15 protein-coding genes are annotated in these 18,263 nt (G+C 32.1%); 2 read left to right on the top strand and 13 right to left on the bottom strand.

Annotation, left to right across the window (positions count from 1 at the left end):
* Positions 1-18: 18 nt before the first annotated feature.
* From C8C88_RS08035 to C8C88_RS08020, 4 genes are all read right to left on the bottom strand, one after another.
* Complete coding sequence (locus C8C88_RS08035) at positions 19-582, bottom strand: biopolymer transporter ExbD (protein WP_121337608.1); 564 nt, start codon at positions 580-582, stop codon at positions 19-21.
* Positions 583-601: 19 nt separating this feature from the next.
* A complete protein-coding gene (locus C8C88_RS08030) occupies positions 602-1,219 on the bottom strand; it encodes a biopolymer transporter ExbD (protein ID WP_121337607.1) in 618 nt (205 codons plus the stop codon).
* Positions 1,220-1,292: 73 nt separating this feature from the next.
* Positions 1,293-2,111, bottom strand: a complete 819-nt coding sequence (locus C8C88_RS08025; protein ID WP_121337606.1) for a MotA/TolQ/ExbB proton channel family protein — start codon at positions 2,109-2,111, stop codon at positions 1,293-1,295.
* Positions 2,112-2,488: 377 nt separating this feature from the next.
* Entirely contained in the window at positions 2,489-4,873 is a 2,385-nt protein-coding gene (locus C8C88_RS08020) for a penicillin acylase family protein (protein WP_121337605.1), read from the bottom strand.
* 170 nt (positions 4,874-5,043) lie between these two features.
* Between C8C88_RS08020 and C8C88_RS08015 the strand changes: the two genes are divergently transcribed.
* The gene (locus tag C8C88_RS08015) at positions 5,044-5,679 is read left to right on the top strand and encodes a flavin reductase family protein (RefSeq protein ID WP_121337604.1); all 636 of its coding nucleotides are present in this window, start codon (positions 5,044-5,046) and stop codon (positions 5,677-5,679) included.
* 121 nt (positions 5,680-5,800) lie between these two features.
* Entirely contained in the window at positions 5,801-7,618 is a 1,818-nt protein-coding gene (locus tag C8C88_RS08010; RefSeq protein ID WP_121337603.1) for a hypothetical protein, read from the top strand.
* 264 nt (positions 7,619-7,882) lie between these two features.
* On the opposite strand, the gene queA is transcribed toward C8C88_RS08010, so the two are convergent.
* The 9 genes from queA to C8C88_RS07965 form a co-directional block, all read right to left on the bottom strand.
* Positions 7,883-8,932 carry a tRNA preQ1(34) S-adenosylmethionine ribosyltransferase-isomerase QueA gene (queA, locus tag C8C88_RS08005; protein WP_121337602.1) on the bottom strand — a complete coding sequence of 350 codons (1,050 nt, stop codon included), beginning with the start codon at positions 8,930-8,932 and terminating at the stop codon, positions 7,883-7,885.
* Between the two features lie 105 nt (positions 8,933-9,037).
* A complete protein-coding gene (locus C8C88_RS08000) occupies positions 9,038-10,261 on the bottom strand; it encodes a 3-phosphoshikimate 1-carboxyvinyltransferase (RefSeq protein WP_121337601.1) in 1,224 nt (407 codons plus the stop codon).
* 114 nt (positions 10,262-10,375) lie between these two features.
* Positions 10,376-10,702 carry a nucleotide pyrophosphohydrolase gene (locus C8C88_RS07995; RefSeq protein ID WP_121337600.1) on the bottom strand — a complete coding sequence of 109 codons (327 nt, stop codon included), beginning with the start codon at positions 10,700-10,702 and terminating at the stop codon, positions 10,376-10,378.
* Between the two features lie 57 nt (positions 10,703-10,759).
* Positions 10,760-12,781, bottom strand: a complete 2,022-nt coding sequence (locus C8C88_RS07990) for a DUF3857 domain-containing protein (RefSeq protein WP_121337599.1) — start codon at positions 12,779-12,781, stop codon at positions 10,760-10,762.
* Between the two features lie 8 nt (positions 12,782-12,789).
* Positions 12,790-14,697 (bottom strand): DUF3857 domain-containing transglutaminase family protein, encoded by a 1,908-nt coding sequence (locus C8C88_RS07985; protein ID WP_121338615.1) that lies wholly within the window; start codon positions 14,695-14,697, stop codon positions 12,790-12,792.
* A gap of 52 nt (positions 14,698-14,749) precedes the next feature.
* Positions 14,750-15,202, bottom strand: coding sequence for a D-aminoacyl-tRNA deacylase (gene dtd / locus C8C88_RS07980; RefSeq protein WP_121337598.1), 453 nt, complete (start codon positions 15,200-15,202; stop codon positions 14,750-14,752).
* 19 nt (positions 15,203-15,221) lie between these two features.
* Positions 15,222-16,199 (bottom strand): ribosome small subunit-dependent GTPase A, encoded by a 978-nt coding sequence (gene rsgA / locus C8C88_RS07975; protein WP_121337597.1) that lies wholly within the window; start codon positions 16,197-16,199, stop codon positions 15,222-15,224.
* A 198-nt stretch (positions 16,200-16,397) separates the two neighbouring features.
* Positions 16,398-17,069 (bottom strand): hypothetical protein, encoded by a 672-nt coding sequence (locus C8C88_RS07970; RefSeq protein WP_121337596.1) that lies wholly within the window; start codon positions 17,067-17,069, stop codon positions 16,398-16,400.
* A gap of 108 nt (positions 17,070-17,177) precedes the next feature.
* The gene (locus C8C88_RS07965; protein WP_121337595.1) at positions 17,178-18,260 is read right to left on the bottom strand and encodes a bifunctional 3-deoxy-7-phosphoheptulonate synthase/chorismate mutase type II; all 1,083 of its coding nucleotides are present in this window, start codon (positions 18,258-18,260) and stop codon (positions 17,178-17,180) included.
* Positions 18,261-18,263: the final 3 nt, after the last annotated feature.

Raw genomic sequence — 18,263 nt, 5'->3', positions numbered from 1 at the left:
TGAGTCATAAGATTGCTCTTATTTTCCTTCTAACAATTTCTGTTCTTCTGGTGTAATTTCATTAACAATTGCATAAGTATCAACTCCAACAATTGCCATTTCATCTAATACATCTACCAAGTTACGATAGTTTGATTTCTTACTTGGTTTGATAATTACAATGATTCCATTTTTTGGTTTTCCTTTAGCAGCAGAGTATTCCAAAACTAATTTCTTTCTTGAAATTAATTCTTTACGAATCCCTTCTTTACCATAAGCAAAATCTTTAGGAGCTCCTCCTGCAACAGGAGTAGCCAATATACCTACGTATCGAATCAATTTATTATTAGCACCCATCAAAATAGTCATCGTACGATTTTCATCAACTTTAACGTCATTTTTAGCCGTAGGATTATCTTCTTTATCTGGTAAAGCTAAATCCATGGATTGAGGTTTAGACAACGTAGTAGTAAGCATAAAGAATGTGATCAATAAGAATGCCAAATCCACCATAGCAGTTAAATCTACTTTTGAATTTTGCTTTTTACTTCTTACTTTTCCACCTTTGCCACCACCACCGTCGCCGGTATTTAATTCAGCCATTTTAGTGTATTTTTTTTAATTAAAAATTCTTAGATCTTAAACCAGTAACCAGATTAAAGTTATTGATTTTTTGATTTTGCAAAATATCCATCACTTTTTTGATTGCTGGATATTCTTCTTTAGCGTCACCTTTGATGGCAATTTGCAATTCTTTATCGTTCAACTCAATATTTGCAATACGAGAATTCTGAATCCAGTCTGCCAATTGATTATTTAATGAATCTTTTGGAATACCAGGTTGATTTGCTTTACTTCTATCTGCAGCTTTCATTGCAATAATGATTTTTAGGCTTTCCACAGGAACACCAAAATCATCCATTAACGCAAATTTAGTTGACTCATCTTCTGAAAAAGTAACTCCATATTTTTGACCCATCAATTCAAGAGCTCTTTTACGAACTTCTCTTCCTTTTACATCATAAAACACTACCCCTTTTCCTTTACCAATAGTGATAATAGCCAAATCTGAGGTTGGCAATTTTGCACTATTTGTAGATTGCGGCGTATCTACCGGCAATGCTTCAGGTATTTTAGCTGTCGCAGTCAAAATAAAGAAAGTAAGCAATAGAAAAGCTACATCACACATGGCAGTCATATCAATTGACGCTGCCTTTTTGGACATTTTTATTTTAGCCATTTATTGTTTTTTTAATATTCATTAAGCAATCATACCCTTTAAGAGTATTGATTGACTAACAAACTATTATTAATTATTTTAAACTTCCTCTGTATCTTCTGTAAGTATTTACAATTGCTGTACCAGCTTCGTCGATAGAATAAGTTAAAGTATCGATTTTTGAAGTAAATAAGTTGTACATGATGATAGCTAAAGCAGAAGTAGAGATACCTGTAGCTGTATTAATAAGTGCTTCAGAGATACCATTTGCAAGCATCGCTTGATCTGGAGTTCCAGAAGATGCTAATGCACCAAACGCTTTAATCATACCTGTTACTGTTCCTAATAATCCTGCAAGAGTTCCTAAAGAAACTAAAGTAGAAAGAATAGTCATGTGTTTTTCTAACATTGGCATTTCTAATGAAGTTGCCTCTTCGATTTCTTTGTGAATCATTTCTGAAGCTTGTTCGCTATCAAAACCTTCTTTTTTCACATCTTGGTATTTTACAAGAGCAGATTTAATTGCGTTTGCAACTGATCCTTGTTGTTTGTCACAAGCTTCAATAGCTTCGTCAATATGACCACCATTGATACTTCCTTGTACTTTTTTCATGAAAACATCTAAATTTCCTTTTCCAGAAGCTTTAGAGATAACAAAATATCTTTCGAAAGAAAAAACAATTACCATTAATAAACATCCTAATAATATTGGTACGATTGGTCCTCCTTTGTATACCATTGCTAAATAGTTTCCTGGTAGTGGGTGACCTGTATTTACTCCGCCTTCAAAATTAGACCCTGCACCCATGATGAAATTCCAAATTACCCATCCAACTGTAATACATGCTACAATGATGATTCCTGAAATCATTCCTCCTCCGTTTGAACTGCTTTCTTTTTTAACGTTTGCCATTTTTTTTAATTTTAATAGTTTTAAATAATTTTAATTTTATGTTTAAATAAACTTGTAGTGGAGCAAATTTATATTTTTAGTTCAAATAAAAAAACTTTTTTTAATTTAATTATAGTTAATTTTATTCAAGGAATAAAACATTTTTTTTTTACATCTCATTTGTTTCAAAAAAAAACAAACAAATTAATTATTTAATGAAAAAAACACATACTTTATACTCTAATTAGAATAATAGTACAATAAACCGACACAAAGAGTAGAAATAAAATATTTTTATTTGTTCTAAAGAAATCGATGTAAAATTAGTTATTATCACAAAAAAGCATTTAAAAACCGAAAGTTTAACAGGGGTTTTGACGAATTATAAAACAAGAAATTTAATGCGGAAGAAAAATCAGTTTTGTTGATGTTTTAATAATTTCTTGTTTGTTCAATTTCATCTTTCTAAACTTTCCTGAATTATAAAGAACCGCTTGATCACTATAATGTGCACTCATTTGATTTCCTGACTGTCCTGTTGGCAAAACACTCCAGCTGTTTTCAATATCCGAAAAATCGATAACTCTTCTTGTTGACGGTCCTCCCTTTACAATATAACTTCGATCATTAGTATAATCAAAAAACAAGTTGTTAATCACTTCATTTGAGCCTGAAACTTCAAAAGGGCCTAAATTAAAAAATGGCTTTAAAACCGCAATTTTTCCTAAAGGATGCTGATGTTCTACTGTATGCACTTTACTCCAAGTCCACGCTGTTACCAAATTGCCAAGCTGATCTTCTAAACTATGAATTGCTTGTTTGAAAGACATAGTTAGAATTTGATTCCTAGTTTCTTTTTTATTTTTAGTTTCAACATTATCCCACCAAAGCGATTCTTTATTAGCCATTTGTTTAGCTATTATTTGCTTCATGATATGTGTTCCTAGAAATTGCTTGAAATTAGCCTCTCCCATCTCATCTTCAAAAGTGTTTTTCAAATACAAATAAATCCATTTATTATAAATTGTCGGGCCTATATCTTCTATATTATTGGAACCATTCCAAGATTTTAGAACCGTCAAAGCTTCTTTTTCGTTTTTTGAAAATGTTTTATAATCAACTTCTGAAAGCAAATTTCTAACTACATCTGTAGCAACTGATGACCTATTATCAAAAATCATTTTACTAACTGCTTCTTTATCCCAATTGGATTTTGGAGCCAATAATTGATCAATTCTTTTTGCTCTGTCCTCTGGCAGATAATATCCTGGATACAAATACCCATCTATAGGTTCCGGTTGATTATTTGCAGAATAAACATAATTCCATTTTGGATTTACTGCCGACGGATTTTTGGAGAAATCCAAATATTCTTTAATATCATCTTCCCCACTCGCTCCATTCAAAATAAAATTAGTATTCACGTCTGTATTATGCTTATACAATTTTCCTGTTGCCCACCAAGCTACATTCCCATTAGCATCACCATACATAACATTTAATCCTGGCGCAGCAATAAGGGAAACTCCTCGCTGAAAATCTTCCATTTTTTTTGAGTGAGAAAGAATATAAACTGCATCCAAAATCTGAATTGGTTGTTGGGTATATATCCAAGAAAGTGCTACTGGTTTATCTACATTTAATCCTTCTATCAAATCATTCATAATAGGACCATGACGACTCACTTTTAGATTTAAAACTACATCCGAAGTATCTTTAACCTTTATGATTTTTTGAATCTGCTGGTACTCTTTAAAACCAGTTGGGGTTTTGTATTTCTTAGCATTTGAAGGATCGTTTTCCTCTTGATACAAATCAATATCATCATTTTCGAACATTGTCAAACCATAAGCATATTCCCTATTGTGCCCTAACAAAGGGAATGGAGTTCCAGCCAAATAAGAACCATACAACTCAAAATCAGGTGTTACTAAATGAGCTTCATACCATGTTCCTGGTTGTGAAAATCCAATATGCGGGTCGTTTGCAAAAATCACTTTGCCATTTTTAGTTTTCTCAGGAGCAATTACCCAACTGTTACTTCCTACAAATGGAGGAATTGGCGATTGCTCCAAAAGTGAAGCTATAGACTTAGCAATAGCTACATATTCTTGCGGTTGTTGTTTCGCATTTCTAATTCTGGTCGTATTAAAAGATCCGTCAATTCCAAAATCTTTCAAATACTCCATCCCATATTTATTCCGAATATCCGTCAATAAGGGATCTGATTTCTGAGCCATCGCAAAACTAAATGACATGTATCCAAAAATATTGTAGACATCTTTTATCGTAAATTTCTCTTTCTTAATGCCAATTAATTGAAATTCGACAGGTGTTTTCCCTTCTTCAATATATTGATTGATTCCGTCTAAATATGCTAAAGTCAATTGATAACTGGGACTATTTTTATCCAAAGTTGCAATTGCTTTTTCCGAAGCTTCTTCGATACCCAATCCCGCAAAAAACTTGTCGTTTTTTAAAGCAACCGAACCAAAAATTTCTGACAATCTTCCTGGTGCTATTCGGCGCATTAATTCCATTTGCCACAATCGATCCTGAGCATGTACATATCCCAAAGCTTCCATGGCATCTTTCGAATTATCTGCATAAATATGAGGAACTCCAAATTCATCAAAATAAACGGTGGTCTTATTCTGAATATTTTTAAGTTCAACTTCGCCTTCATACTTTGGCTTTAAATAAAAACCATACGCAATTAATGCTACAGACAAAAGAATAACTATTGAAAATAATACTAGAAGTACTTTTTTGATTTTTCCCATTTTGATTACATTTTGATTAACAAATATATAAGAATTAGAAGTTATTTAAATCATTCATTTTCTGGATAATACTTCTGAAGAAAACTTTCCGAGAAATATACGTCTATTTTGTTTAATAAATTTATAAATTTATTAAACAAAATAAATACCTTTGTTTAAAATTAAAAAAGATGAAACACATTTCAAAAGATGCAATTTCCCAAATGGAAAAAGTGGAAAGACTCAACCTAATCAATTCTTGTACGGGTTATAAATCAGCCAACCTTATTGCCACAAAATCAATTGATGGAAAATCCAATGTTGCTATTTTTAGTAGTGTTACTCATTTAGGTAGTGATCCAGCTCTTATTGGATTTATTATGAGACCAACGACTGTTCCGAGAGACACCTATAAAAATATAAGACAAACAGGTTATTTTACAGTGAATCACATAACCGTTGATATGATAGCCGATGCCCATCATACCTCTGCAAATTATGATCTTGGAGTATCTGAATTTGACAAAACAAATCTTGAAGAAGAATATAAAAATAATATAGACGTGCCCTTTGTAAAAGGGAGTCCAGTACAATTATACTGTAAACATATAAATGAATATTATATCAAAGAAAACGACACCATCCACATTATAGCCTCAATTGAGCATCTGTTTTTTAATGAAGATTTAGAACACAAAGATGGTTGGCTTCAAATTGACAAAGGAAATGTAATAGCACTAAATGGCCTTGATGGATATTGTTTACCAAAATTAGTGGACCGTTTTCAATATGCAAGAAAAGAAATTCCTACTAAATCATTTTTCTAAAAGCATAAAACTACATATTCTTCAATAAAATTGCCTTAGGATAGATGGGTCATGACATTTATCAGGTTTTAAACGGATGTTTATTTCAACCTTTGCATCTTATAAAAACGAATTCATTTACATGACAACAAACACAAAACCAATACATACTTTCCATATTCCGGTTATGGGATTGGCGTATACGATAGATAGCCCAATTCGTGTGGCTAAATATGGCATATCTTCTGTGATATCGATTGCCGATGATGAATTGATAGAAAAGATGAATACTTTTTATCATCAAAAATTTGATATTCCTTATCAAGAAATAACGCAAAAAATGCATGATTATCGTGCTGAACGTATTACTTCGTACTTAAATTTAGTCGATAAAATTGTAAAAGAAAAATTCGAAAGTTTCAAAACTGAATTAACAGAAAGCAAACTAGCATTAGAAAGCTATATTGCAATGTTGCCTAATAAATCTGAAATTAAAAAAGGATTACAAAGTTTAGTTGAAGATGGAATAGCTTTCAAAGAAAATATCAAAAATTATCTAGAAAGTCATTTGACTCCAGGTGATATTGACGTCAATATCATGACTAAATTAGACAAGGATAACTTCATAAAAGAAGAACAATTACCTGTAGCGTTCAATGATGCCCATGCAGCTCTTAGAGGATTTGCTAATAGTACATTAGAATCTTCAGTGGTACTTTCGGCAGGAATGAATCCTAGATTGTACAGCTATTTCGAAAATTTTCCTGTTTTTTATCCTGATACAACCAATAAATTACAAAAGAAAATAACTTTAAAAGTAAGCGATTTCCGTTCTGCAATGATTCAAGGAAATTTTCTAGCTAAAAAAGGACTTTGGGTTTCAGAATACCGAATTGAATCTGGATTAAATTGTGGTGGACACGCTTTTGCTACCGATGGTTTTTTATTAGGTCCTATTTTAGAAGAATTTAAACAGAAAAAAGACCAATTAATCGAGTCAGCACATAATTTAATGGTAAAAGCACTAGAGCAAAAAGGAATGCATGTTCCAGAAAAACCTTTAGATTTAAAAATCACTGTACAAGGTGGTGTTGGAACTGCTGAAGAACACGACTTTTTATTAGAATCATATAAAGTGGATTCTGTGGGTTGGGGTTCGCCATTTCTTTTAGTTCCTGAAGCAACTTCAGTTGATCATGCTACTCGTAAATTATTAGCTAACGCTAAAGAATCTGATTTGTACTTAAGCCATATTTCACCTTTAGGTGTTCCTTTTAATACCTTAAGAGGCACGACTAATGAGATTATGAAACAAAGAAGAATTCATGAAAACAAAGCTGGAAGTTCTTGTCCAAAGAAATTTCTTGCCTTGAATAAAGATGCTGATGGTAATGCCATTTGTACAGCTTCTAAAAAATATCAAGATGTAAAATTAGAAGAATTAGAAGCTAAAAAAGACTCTGTTTCAACAGAGACTTACACTAAGTTAAAAGATAGCATTACTGAAAAATCATGCCTTTGTGTTGGTTTAGCGAACGCCTCTTATTTAGAAAATGACATTAAAATAAAAGGACAAGCTCAAGGAGTTGTAATTTGTCCAGGACCTAATATGGCTTATTTTGACCAAGAAGTTTCACTGTCTGAAATGGTGCAACATATCTACGGAAATTATTCGGTACTCACCATTGCAGATCGTCCTAATATGTTTGTAAAAGAATTGAAAATGTATGTGGATTATTTCAAAAATGAAATTAAAGAAGTGGCAGATGAAATTACAGCGCCACAAATGAAAAAATTGAATGCTTTCAAAAATAATTTATTAGAAGGAATTGAATATTATCAAACATTGTTTTCATCAACTTCCTATTTTGAAAACAAATTAAAAGAAATACAAAATTATTTAAACCTTTATAAAATGGAATTAGCTGAAATTGAAGTTCCAAAATTACAAATGGTATAAAATTAATCCTAAATTTAGATTTGGTAAACAACAAAACATAGTAAAACTTAACAGACTTAATTCGTAATGATAGTGGTAAAATCTGAGATATTAAGTGCTATTAAGGAAACACAAAAATTTTGAATTAGTCTTTGCTCAAAACTGTGTTTTGTTGTTGATCCATCCATTAAAATAAAGAGAAACAAAATGAGATAATTCATTAATAATTACCGAAAAAAAATCTCGCTAGTAGTAGCGAGATTTTTTTTGCTTATTCTAATATAATTAGATGATTAACATAGCATCACCATATGAATAGAATTTGTATTGTTCTTTGATTGCTTCTTCATACGCTCTCTTCATTAAATCATGACCACAGAAAGCTGAAATCATCATTAATAAAGTTGATTTTGGCGTATGGAAATTTGTAATCATACATGTAGCCACACTAAAATCGTGAGGTGGAAAAACAAATTTATTAGTCCAACCTTCAAACGGATTTAAAGTTCTTTGTGAAGAAACTGAGCTTTCAATTGCACGCATAGAAGTTGTTCCTACTGCACAAATACGTTTCTTTTTCAATTTTGCGTCATTAACAATATCACAAGCTTCTTGTGTTATTTTTAGTTCTTCAGAATCCATTTTGTGTTTCGATAAATCTTCAACCTCAACTGGATTAAAAGTTCCTAAACCTACGTGAAGTGTTACTTCAGCAAACTTAATTCCTTTAATTTCTAATTTTTTCAACAAGTGTTTTGAGAAATGCAGACCAGCTGTTGGTGCCGCTACTGCCCCTTCTTCTTTTGCATAGATTGTTTGGTAACGTTCTGCATCTTCTGGAGTCACGTCTCTACTGATGTATTTTGGAATTGGTGTTTCACCAAGTTCTGTCAATTTGTTTCTGAATTCTTCATAAGAACCATCGTAAAGGAAACGCAATGTTCTTCCACGAGAAGTTGTATTATCAATTACCTCAGCAACTAACGAATCGTCATCACCAAAATATAGTTTGTTACCAATTCTGATTTTACGAGCTGGATCAACTAATACATCCCAAAGTCTTTGTTCTGCGTTTAATTCTCTAAGCAAAAAAACCTCGATTCTTGCTCCAGTCTTTTCTTTGTTTCCGTACAAACGAGCTGGGAAAACCTTAGTGTTATTTAGAATTAAAACATCTCCATCATCAAAATAATCGATAACATCTTTGAACATTTTATGTTCTATTGTTTGTTTTTTACGGTCAATAACCATAAGACGAGATTCGTCTCTGTTTTCAGCTGGGTATTCTGCAAGAAGTTCTTTTGGTAAATTGAATTGAAAATGAGATAATTTCATGTAGTCTATTTATTTAGGGTGCAAATATACGATTGTGAGATAGGCGTTGTCAAGTGTTTTGATGATTATTTTCAAAACCTGCTAATTCACTGCTCTTTAATGATGTTATAACTCGAAAGTTTTAAACCCTAAGCGCTCTAAATCTTTCCAGAAATCAGGATACGATTTAGAAACCACTTCCGCATTATCAATGATTATTGGAACTCTTAAAGCTAATGGTGCAAATGCCATCGCCATTCTGTGATCGTTGTAAGTAGCAATCGAAATATTAGAATTGATTTGATTTGAAGCAACTAGCGTTAAACTATCGTTAGTCACTTGAATATTAGCACCTAACTTAGTCATTTCAACATATAAAGCTTCCAATCTATCTGTTTCTTTAATTTTTAAAGTGTGAAGTCCTGTCAGATGGCAACCAATTCCTAAACCAAAACAAGTTACAACAATAGTTTGAGCAATATCTGGTGTGTTATTTAGATCAAATTTCACATCCTCAAAATTGAAATTTTCCTTTTTAGTTAGTGTCATTTTATTTTCATCAAAATGAGTTTCCACTCCCATTTTTGCGTAGATTTCGACTAAGGCTGAATCACCCTGCAAACTTGTCTCTTTGTAACTAGTCAAAGAAACTGAAGCTTGCGATGCTAAAGCTACCAAACTGAAAAAATAAGATGCCGAACTCCAATCAGACTCTACCGTCATTACTTTTGAATCAACTTCTGGCTTTGGATATACTTTGATAACATTGCCTTCAAAGCTAGTTTGAATATTCAAATCATTTAGCAATGCCAAGGACATTTTAATATAAGGAATAGAAGTAATGCTTCCTTCTAAAGTCAATTCTAAACCATTCTCTAATTTTGGCGCCACTAATAACAATGCAGAAATATATTGGCTACTCACATTAGCAGCCATTGTAACTTTCGAAGCTGTTATTTTTTGACCTTTAATTCTAATTGGCGGATAGCCTACTTCTTTTTCATAGGTTATTTTTGCTCCTAATTGTTCTAAGGCTTCTACCAAAATTTTGATAGGACGTTCCTGCATTCTAGACGAACCCGTCAAAACAACTTCTCTACCTTCGTTTACCGCAAAATAGGCAGTAAGAAAACGCATTGCAGTTCCTGCATGATGAATATCTACAACTTCTTCATTTCCTTTTAAAGCTTTTTGCATTACTTCGCTATCATCAGAATTAGATGTATTTGCAAGAGTAATATTAGAAAACAAAGCTTGCAAAAGTAATAGCCTATTGGTTTCGCTTTTAGAGCCAGTAACTGCAATTTGAGCTTGTAAATTAGATTGGGAAGTTTGTAACAGTAAATTCATGTTTTTAAATATCGGTTATGAATTATGAGTTATAGCCTTGGGCTTTTGACTCAAATAATTTAGGGACGCAATTTACCACTCCTCCTTCACAATTCATAATTCATAACTGATAAATTATTTAAGTTTCTCGTTGTTTTTGTGACGGTCTTTATCGCGAACAGATTTCAGATCCATTTTTTTATCAAAAGCAGCTTGCAAATCAATTCCAGTTTGGTTAGCCAAGCATAAAACCACAAAAACTACATCTGCTAATTCTTCACCTAAATCTTTGTTTTTATCGCTTTCCTTTTCGGATTGTTCTCCGTAACGGCGAGCTATAATTCGGGCCACTTCACCTACTTCTTCTGTAAGTTGCGCCATGTTAGTCAACTCATTAAAGTAACGTACACCGTGTTCTTTAATCCAAGTATCTACTTCTAGCTGGGAATTTTTTAAGTTCATTATTCTTTGTTTATTTAACCCTTCAAGGATTGTAAATATAATATTTGTATTCTGTTATCAAATTTTCGTTAAAATGATTTTCTCGTTTTGTTTTTCAATCATTTTTTGATAAAACTCTTTTAGCATCGAATAATATTCCGATGAAATAATCGCCGCATTAATTTGGTAAACCGCCGATATTTGTATTGCATTTCCTGAAGTATTAGTCAAATATTTAAACATCCCCAAATTATCTTGCATCGATAAAATAGTAGTTTCAGGAAGTGTCTCTATCTTATATCCTTCAGGAATTTGAATATTTATAGAATATTTATCCATAAACGGATATCCATAATCTACTGGATACTCTCTTACTTCTTGTTTAAAAGGATTTTGCTTTTCGGTGTAAAACAACATTGGATTCACATAGATTTTTCCACCGATATTCTCAACTAAATTAGAACCAATAAATGAAAATATTTCTATTGCTGGTAATTTCAGCTCCTTCTCATTCGTTCTGGAATACTCTTTCACTTCAATCTTATCATTATCATTTTCTAATTTTTCCAAGTACGATTCTTCTTTTATATCTTCAATTTTTTTTCTAAAAATCATAGCATTATGGTCAGTTCTTTGGCGTCTCAATTTACCAGAAACCAATCCCGTCCCATCAATCGCATAATTCATTGCAATCAAATCATTGGAAGATGTTTTTGGCATTAAATCCACTTCAATTGAAGTGCCATCTTTTCGAATCAATCTTCCCACCCAGTTTAAGGCTCTAAAAGGCAAAACATTTGGAGTTGAGTATGCATCTGAGGCATCTAATAAGGTTAAATCGGTTCCGTTTTCAACGGCTGCAATTACATAATTAAATGCATTTCTATTAGGGAATATAGCTACCCCGTTAGATCGGGTACTTACCAGAACTGGGTTCGCAGTTAATCCTGCATAACGCAACATTGCGGTAAGCATTAGATTAATTTCGGCAATATTTCCAGTTTTATCTTTATAAGCTTTTTTTACACCGTCATTACAACTGTATCCATTATAATCGTTCCATTTTACTCTGGTTTTAACAAAATTAAATATTGCATTAATTTTTTCTTCTGGCGAAGTAAGTCCTGCAAGAACTCCTTTTAAATCTTCTTCAAAATAGCCTGTTTTGCTTAATTCAGGTCCAAAATCATCATAGTCATATATGGTTTTCACCACTGCTCCCCAATCCGTTGAGAAAGTCTTATAAGGTTTGCCCGGATATTTAGTCATTGATAATTCCTGTACTAAACTACAAGTATAATTATCAACATTATTCACATAAGATTCATCTTTCATTGCCGGCAAATTCTCAGCAATGTATGTAGTTATCGTTTCTTGATACTCTAATTGATCTTGAACAAATGTACTAGTTGAACCAGATAACCCTGTCCCATTAGTCCTTTCTAAACTTGACAATCTAACTACTTTTTGTTTTTTTTCTTCTGTAATCTTAGGAAAAATATATCCTTTTTGATTTGTATTATAAACAAAATACTCCGGAACAAAAGTTTTATATTCTGAATAATTTACTGGAATACTTGTTTGAAAATTCCATCCTCTTGGACTTCCTATGCTAAAGGATCGCACTGCATATTTAAACTCTATAACCGATCCTTCTTTTACATTTGGCATAACTATCTTTTTTTGACCCCAATATCTATTTAGCTTCTCATCGAATTCTCCATCACTTTTCAATTTAGTTTTTTCTATCTTCCCACCCACTAAATTATAGGTTATCGCATCCGAATAAGAAACAATCTCTTTTGAATTATCGCCTATGTAGTATTGCACTTTTTTATTAGCCCAATCATAACCTTCTTTTTTATATATTTTAATACGAGTTTTAACTTCGGTAATCATAACAAACCCATTTTCTTGAGAATACTCATAAGTATTCCTCCCTTTTTCAAATAAAATGGCAGCCACAGCAGATGTATCTGTTGGATGCACTTTTTGTTGAAGTTCATCAATTGAAACTTTACCCAATTCGAAATTTTGGGCTGTACTATTTAAAAAGGTAACGAATAGCAATAAAAAAAGTAGTGTTTTTTTGAATGACATATCTGTAATTAATTTAAGGTTAGAATAATTTTGGCATTGTCGTTTTTTGAAATTTGCTCCATAAAAAGGCGGTATTCATCGTATTCTTTGTTTGAATACAATCCCTTTTTTACGAATAAAGTCCTCTTGTATATCAAATTGGAAGCGTCTTTTTTTATAATCTCCGTTTTATATGCTCCGTATTTACTGTTAAGTTCAAAATTAGCAGGTAAAAATTCAATAGAAAATCCATGCGGAAGCACAATATTTATCTCATCGGTATCTACATAACCTCTTTGTATTTCAAAAGGATTTTTACGGTTTCTAATTCTTTTTATACTCCCTGTATATTGATTAAAAACATTTACAGCAAACATCATTTTTCCGTTAGAAATTATTCCATAATTTACCGCATTTATTTCAATATTTTCTGCTAATTTTATATTTTCCTTATCATCAGAAAAGATTATCTTTCCTAATTTCAAGTTATTTATGTTATCCCAATAAGCTTTATAATGAGACTCTTTCTCTATTGGATTCCAATTTTGAATAGGTGCTTTTCTGCTATATTGTGAACCTTGAGAAACAATAGTAATTTTTCCAGACAAATCCCCATTTGTAGACAAAGTATAGGTACCCCAATCTTGTTGCGTATTTCCTTCATCATGGTATACATTTGTTCGAACAATTTCTCCTCCGCTTGGCTTAACTACTAAAACGGTTCTGTCGTCTGTAAAAGTCCCTTGATAACCAAAAGGGTCATCTTGACTCGTACATTCTAGCCAAGTATATCCGTTACCTATAGGAATAGCCAAAATAATATGATTCCCTTGTTGCGAAACAAAATCAGAAATAATATCCGTTTTATAATTACTTCCGTATAATTTAGTATAATAAGACGGCACATCTACAGCAGTAAGTAATGCCTTAGTATAATTTGTCAAAGCTTTGCAATCTCCATACCCTAATCGATCTACATCAGCTGCTGGCATTGGCTTCCACCCTCCGATACCTTCTTGAATACTGACATATCTAACTTTCTTTTGAACATAATCATAGATCAATTTTGCTTTTTTAATCGGATCTTTTTCTTCCCCTACCAAAAGTTTCATTTTGGCTTTAGTTTCTTCAGGAATTACTTCCGTTCCTGCTAAAATTTCATCAAACCACCATTGTCCAAATTCTTTCCAAGTTTTTGCTTTTCCATCAACTCCTTCTAGATGAAAAAGCTCAAGTCCCATCATTACTTTTGGAAAAATAGTACTAAAAGCAGGGCTGTAGTCTTCGTTTTTCTGCGCTAGAATATTAGTTGCTATGTAAGATAGTTGTGTAGCTGTATCAGTCGTTTTTTTTATTTTAAAGTTTGAAAAGTTGAATTCCATTTTTCTAAAACCCAAATTATCGGGATAATTGACATTCAAAACACTTTTTTCAACAGTTACAAAATAATCTGTTACAGGAAACCATTGTGGTATAAAAGCAGTTGTAGAAGTTTCAATTTCACTATCATAAACTATTGTAAATGGATACTGAATAGGTGTGTAGTCTAAATACAGATAGCGATTATCCGAAAATATGGTGGCACCATCCGCAGCGCTTTGATCTTTAAAATCCTTTCGCTTAATTTTTTTAATTTCTTTTCCGTCAGAGTCAAAAACCGTTGCCTCAATAGCTTTAATAGTTGTTCTTTTGTCATAACTTTCGGCAGCATCTATAGCACCGAGTCCTTTTTCATTAAGGACCGTAACAACTCTTTTAGTCTTGACTGTCATGTTTCTTTGTGAAACAATACCAATATCAATTTGGTTCAAACGGACAACAGAATTGGCATTTTGCTTTAAGCTGTCTGGAATTGATAAAGTTGAATATTCTAGTTTTTGTGAGAAAACAAAAGTTGTGAATAACAATATTATAAGATAACCATATTTAAATCCCATAAAACCTTCTTTTTTTAAGTAAAAATACAAGAAAATTTTTGCTAAATAAAAGTTAATCTCTATTTTTAGTATCAATTAGTATAGTTACTGGTCCATCATTGACTAATGCAACTTTCATGTCAGCACCAAAAACACCAGTCTGAACATTTATGTCAAGTTCCTTTTCTAATGTTTTTACAAAATTCTCATAAAGTGGAATAGCAACTTCAGGCTTAGAAGCCTTTATATAGGATGGTCGATTGCCTTTTTTGGTCGAAGCTTGAAGTGTAAATTGTGAAACAACAATGATTTCGCCATCAATATCTTTTACCGAAAGATTCATCACCTCGTTTTCATCGCCAAAAATACGAAGATTTGCTATTTTGGGGCAAAGCCAATTAATATCTTCTTGATCATCAGCATCTTCAATTCCGACTAAAACTAGTAATCCTTTTTGAATATTAGCTACAATTTTATTATCAATAGTTACAGAGGCAGAAGAAACTCTTTGAATTACAGTTTTCAAAATAATTATAAATTATAAATTACTCCCTAGTTTTATCGCTAATTATTCGGTCTTCATTATGAATATCGGTACGGTAATGTTCATCATCACCTTCTAGGATTTTAAGGTAACTTCTGTAGCGCGACCAAGCAATTTCGTCTTTTTCCAATGCTGCTTTTATAGCACAATGTGGCTCATCTTTATGCAAACAATTGTTGAATTTACATTGGCCTTTCAACTTGAAAAATTCAGGAAAATAGCCACTTATCTCTTCTTTTTCCATATCAACAATTCCAAAACCTTTAATTCCAGGAGTATCAATAATTTTAGCGTCAAAAGACAAATCATACATTTCTGCAAAAGTTGTAGTATGTTGCCCTTGCTTACTGGCCTCAGAAATTGTTTTTGTTTTTAAATGCAAAGTAGGTTCCATCGCATTGACCAAAGTAGATTTTCCCACACCTGAATGTCCAGAAAACATACTTACTTTTCCAACCATCATTTCTTTCAAGGTATCAACTCCTTTCATTTCAGTTGATGAAACGCGCAGACATTTATATCCAATTTCTTGATACACATGCTGCATATACAATTGTTCATCTAAAGTAGCATCATCAAAAGTATCTATTTTATTAAAAACCAAAATAGTTTCTATGCCGTATGCTTCTGCTGTTACCAGAAATCGATCAATAAAATTAAAAGTTGTTGGAGGATTATTAATGGTAACTAACAAAAAAACGCAATCAATATTTGAAGCAATAATGTGCATCTGATGCGATAAATTCACTGATTTTCGAACAATATAATTCTTTCTATCATGAATTTTATTAATAGTTCCAGTAATAGCATCTGATGTTTCCTCCAATTCATAATCCACAACATCGCCGACAGCTATTGGATTTGTGCTTTTAATGCCCTTCATCCTAAACTTCCCTTTCATACGACACTCTATAAAATCGCCACTTTCAGATTTTACGGTGTACCAACTCCCTGTAGATTTGTAAACTAGTCCTGTCATACTGCAAAGGTAAAATTTTGTTTTAAGTTTATCCTGACACTTCGGTATAAAGTTTAATTTTTTTAAAAATACTGTTAAATAAAAAAATCCTCATGACTTCACGATAGAAGCCTTGAGGATTATTATTTAAAAAAAGAATTTAGAAACATCAAAAAACACTATGTATTCTAAAATGTTTTTGAATTCCTAACAGACTAATTATTCTTTTTCATATGGAAAATTTCTACCTACTTTTCTCATCATTCTTTCCATCATCGCACTAGGAGAACTCATAACATCTTCAGCCATTTGTTTGTAAAACCTCCATACCAAACTACCATCTTTCCCATCGTTTATTTGCATAGTTAAAGCACCTGTTGCAACACTGCCTGTGCCAAAACCTACTAATAATGTAAGTACTATTGCCCCTCCTTCACTTTTAGTTTTTTGGTAAGAATAAGAACATTTTATTACCGCATCCACCCCTAATAGTTTAGCTAATTCTTCTGGTGAAGTTTCGGATAATTTATCTATTAAATCGTTCTTTTTCAAAAGTGCATTTGTTTTTTCAACATCTTGAACCACTACTGAGTAATCAGAAGATTTTCTTAGGAGAAAAGTGTACATTCCAGTTTGCATGTCAGTACCTAACTTCAGTTCTGCTTCTTTATTTGCTGCAGCATCAAAGTCTTTTGGTTGTTTTCTATAACTTATGGTTGCATTAAAAGGTAATATCGCAACTGTTTTATGAGTTTTAATAATTTCTTTCAAATTTGGAGATTCAAATATTTGCTTATCTTGAGCTTTTCCCAAAAAGAAAAACATTAAAAAAAGCACACTTAAAATTCCTTTAAAATTATTTTTAGAAGTAAATGACAATTGTTTTTTCATTAAGTTTAGTGTAAAAATTAATACTGTTTTATTGTTATGATGCAATAATACACAAAAAAATCCCCACAATTAGAAAACTGTGGAGATTGATTTTATAAAAAATAAGAATTAAGAGTTTAATATTTTCTCTTGGTGTTCAATACTTTCTTGATGGATTCCTTTGAATAATTTTACGATAAATTCTTCTGTTAATCCTTTTTTAGCACCTTCAATAACCATTTTTTCTTGGATTTCATTCCAACGGTTGTTTTGAAGAACTGCAACATTAGCTTCTTTTTTAACTTGACCAATTTCGTCAGCTACTTTCATACGTTTTCCTAGCAACTCTAATAAATTAGCGTCTAACACGTCGATATTAGCTCTTAATTTTGTCATTTTTTGATCAAAATCAGCTGTATCACCACTTACTTTTCTAACTTTCAAATCTTTGAAAATTTGTTTCAATGCATCTGGAGTTACTTGTTGAGCAGCGTCAGACCATGCATTATCAGGATCATTATGTGTTTCGATAATCATACCATCATAATTCAAATCTAATGCCTCTTGCGTTACTTCAAGAATCATATCACGGTTTCCTGTAATGTGAGATGGATCAATGATTAATGGTAAATCAGGGAATTTATTTTGCAACTCAATAGCAATTTGCCATTCTGGAATATTTCTGTATTTAGTTTTTTCATAAGTAGAAAAACCTCTGTGAATCACTCCTAAGTTTTTGATTCCAGCAGCATACAAACGTTCCACACCACCTAACCATAAAGCCATATCAGGATTTACTGGGTTTTTGATCAATACAATTTTATCTGTACCTTTTAGCGTATCAGCAATCTCTTGAACCGCAAATGGATTTGCAGTTGTACGAGCACCAACCCATAATACATCAATATCATTTTCTAAAGCTAATTTACAGTGTGCAGCTGTAGCAACTTCCGTTCCCATTAGCAATCCTGTTTCAGCTTTTGCTTTTTTCAACCATTTCAAACCAATTTCACCTACACCTTCAAATCCTCCTGGACGTGTTCTTGGTTTCCAGATTCCTGCTCTAAATACACTTACATCTGAATCTTTTAACTCATGAGCTATTTTCAATACTTGTTCTTCTGTTTCAGCACTACAAGGTCCTGCAATCACAAATGGATGAGTCAAATTGAATTCATTCAACCAATTTCTCATTTCTTTCTTGTTTTCCATCTT

Origin of the sequence: Flavobacterium sp. 123, assembly GCF_003634825.1 — a bacterium.
In the GTDB taxonomy this organism is placed as follows: Bacteria; Bacteroidota; Bacteroidia; order Flavobacteriales; family Flavobacteriaceae; genus Flavobacterium.
Note: the sequence above shows the minus strand (reverse complement) of the source record. Positions and strands in the feature narration are given on the sequence as shown.

Excerpts from the sequence above, each read along its gene's own strand:
- C8C88_RS07995 (WP_121337600.1), bottom strand. The coding sequence starts at position 10,702 with ATGAACTTAAAAAATTCCCAGCTAGAAGTAGATACTTGGATTAAAGAA.
- C8C88_RS08015 (WP_121337604.1), top strand. The coding sequence starts at position 5,044 with ATGAAACACATTTCAAAAGATGCAATTTCCCAAATGGAAAAAGTGGAA.
- C8C88_RS07985 (WP_121338615.1), bottom strand. The coding sequence starts at position 14,697 with ATGGGATTTAAATATGGTTATCTTATAATATTGTTATTCACAACTTTT.
- C8C88_RS08020 (WP_121337605.1), bottom strand. The coding sequence starts at position 4,873 with ATGGGAAAAATCAAAAAAGTACTTCTAGTATTATTTTCAATAGTTATT.
- C8C88_RS08010 (WP_121337603.1), top strand. The coding sequence starts at position 5,801 with ATGACAACAAACACAAAACCAATACATACTTTCCATATTCCGGTTATG.
- C8C88_RS08025 (WP_121337606.1), bottom strand. The coding sequence starts at position 2,111 with ATGGCAAACGTTAAAAAAGAAAGCAGTTCAAACGGAGGAGGAATGATT.
- rsgA (WP_121337597.1), bottom strand. The coding sequence starts at position 16,199 with ATGACAGGACTAGTTTACAAATCTACAGGGAGTTGGTACACCGTAAAA.
- C8C88_RS08035 (WP_121337608.1), bottom strand. The coding sequence starts at position 582 with ATGGCTGAATTAAATACCGGCGACGGTGGTGGTGGCAAAGGTGGAAAA.
- C8C88_RS08000 (WP_121337601.1), bottom strand. The coding sequence starts at position 10,261 with ATGAATTTACTGTTACAAACTTCCCAATCTAATTTACAAGCTCAAATT.
- C8C88_RS07990 (WP_121337599.1), bottom strand. The coding sequence starts at position 12,781 with ATGTCATTCAAAAAAACACTACTTTTTTTATTGCTATTCGTTACCTTT.
- C8C88_RS08030 (WP_121337607.1), bottom strand. The coding sequence starts at position 1,219 with ATGGCTAAAATAAAAATGTCCAAAAAGGCAGCGTCAATTGATATGACT.
- queA (WP_121337602.1), bottom strand. The coding sequence starts at position 8,932 with ATGAAATTATCTCATTTTCAATTCAATTTACCAAAAGAACTTCTTGCA.
- C8C88_RS07965 (WP_121337595.1), bottom strand. The coding sequence starts at position 18,260 with ATGGAAAACAAGAAAGAAATGAGAAATTGGTTGAATGAATTCAATTTG.
- C8C88_RS07970 (WP_121337596.1), bottom strand. The coding sequence starts at position 17,069 with ATGAAAAAACAATTGTCATTTACTTCTAAAAATAATTTTAAAGGAATT.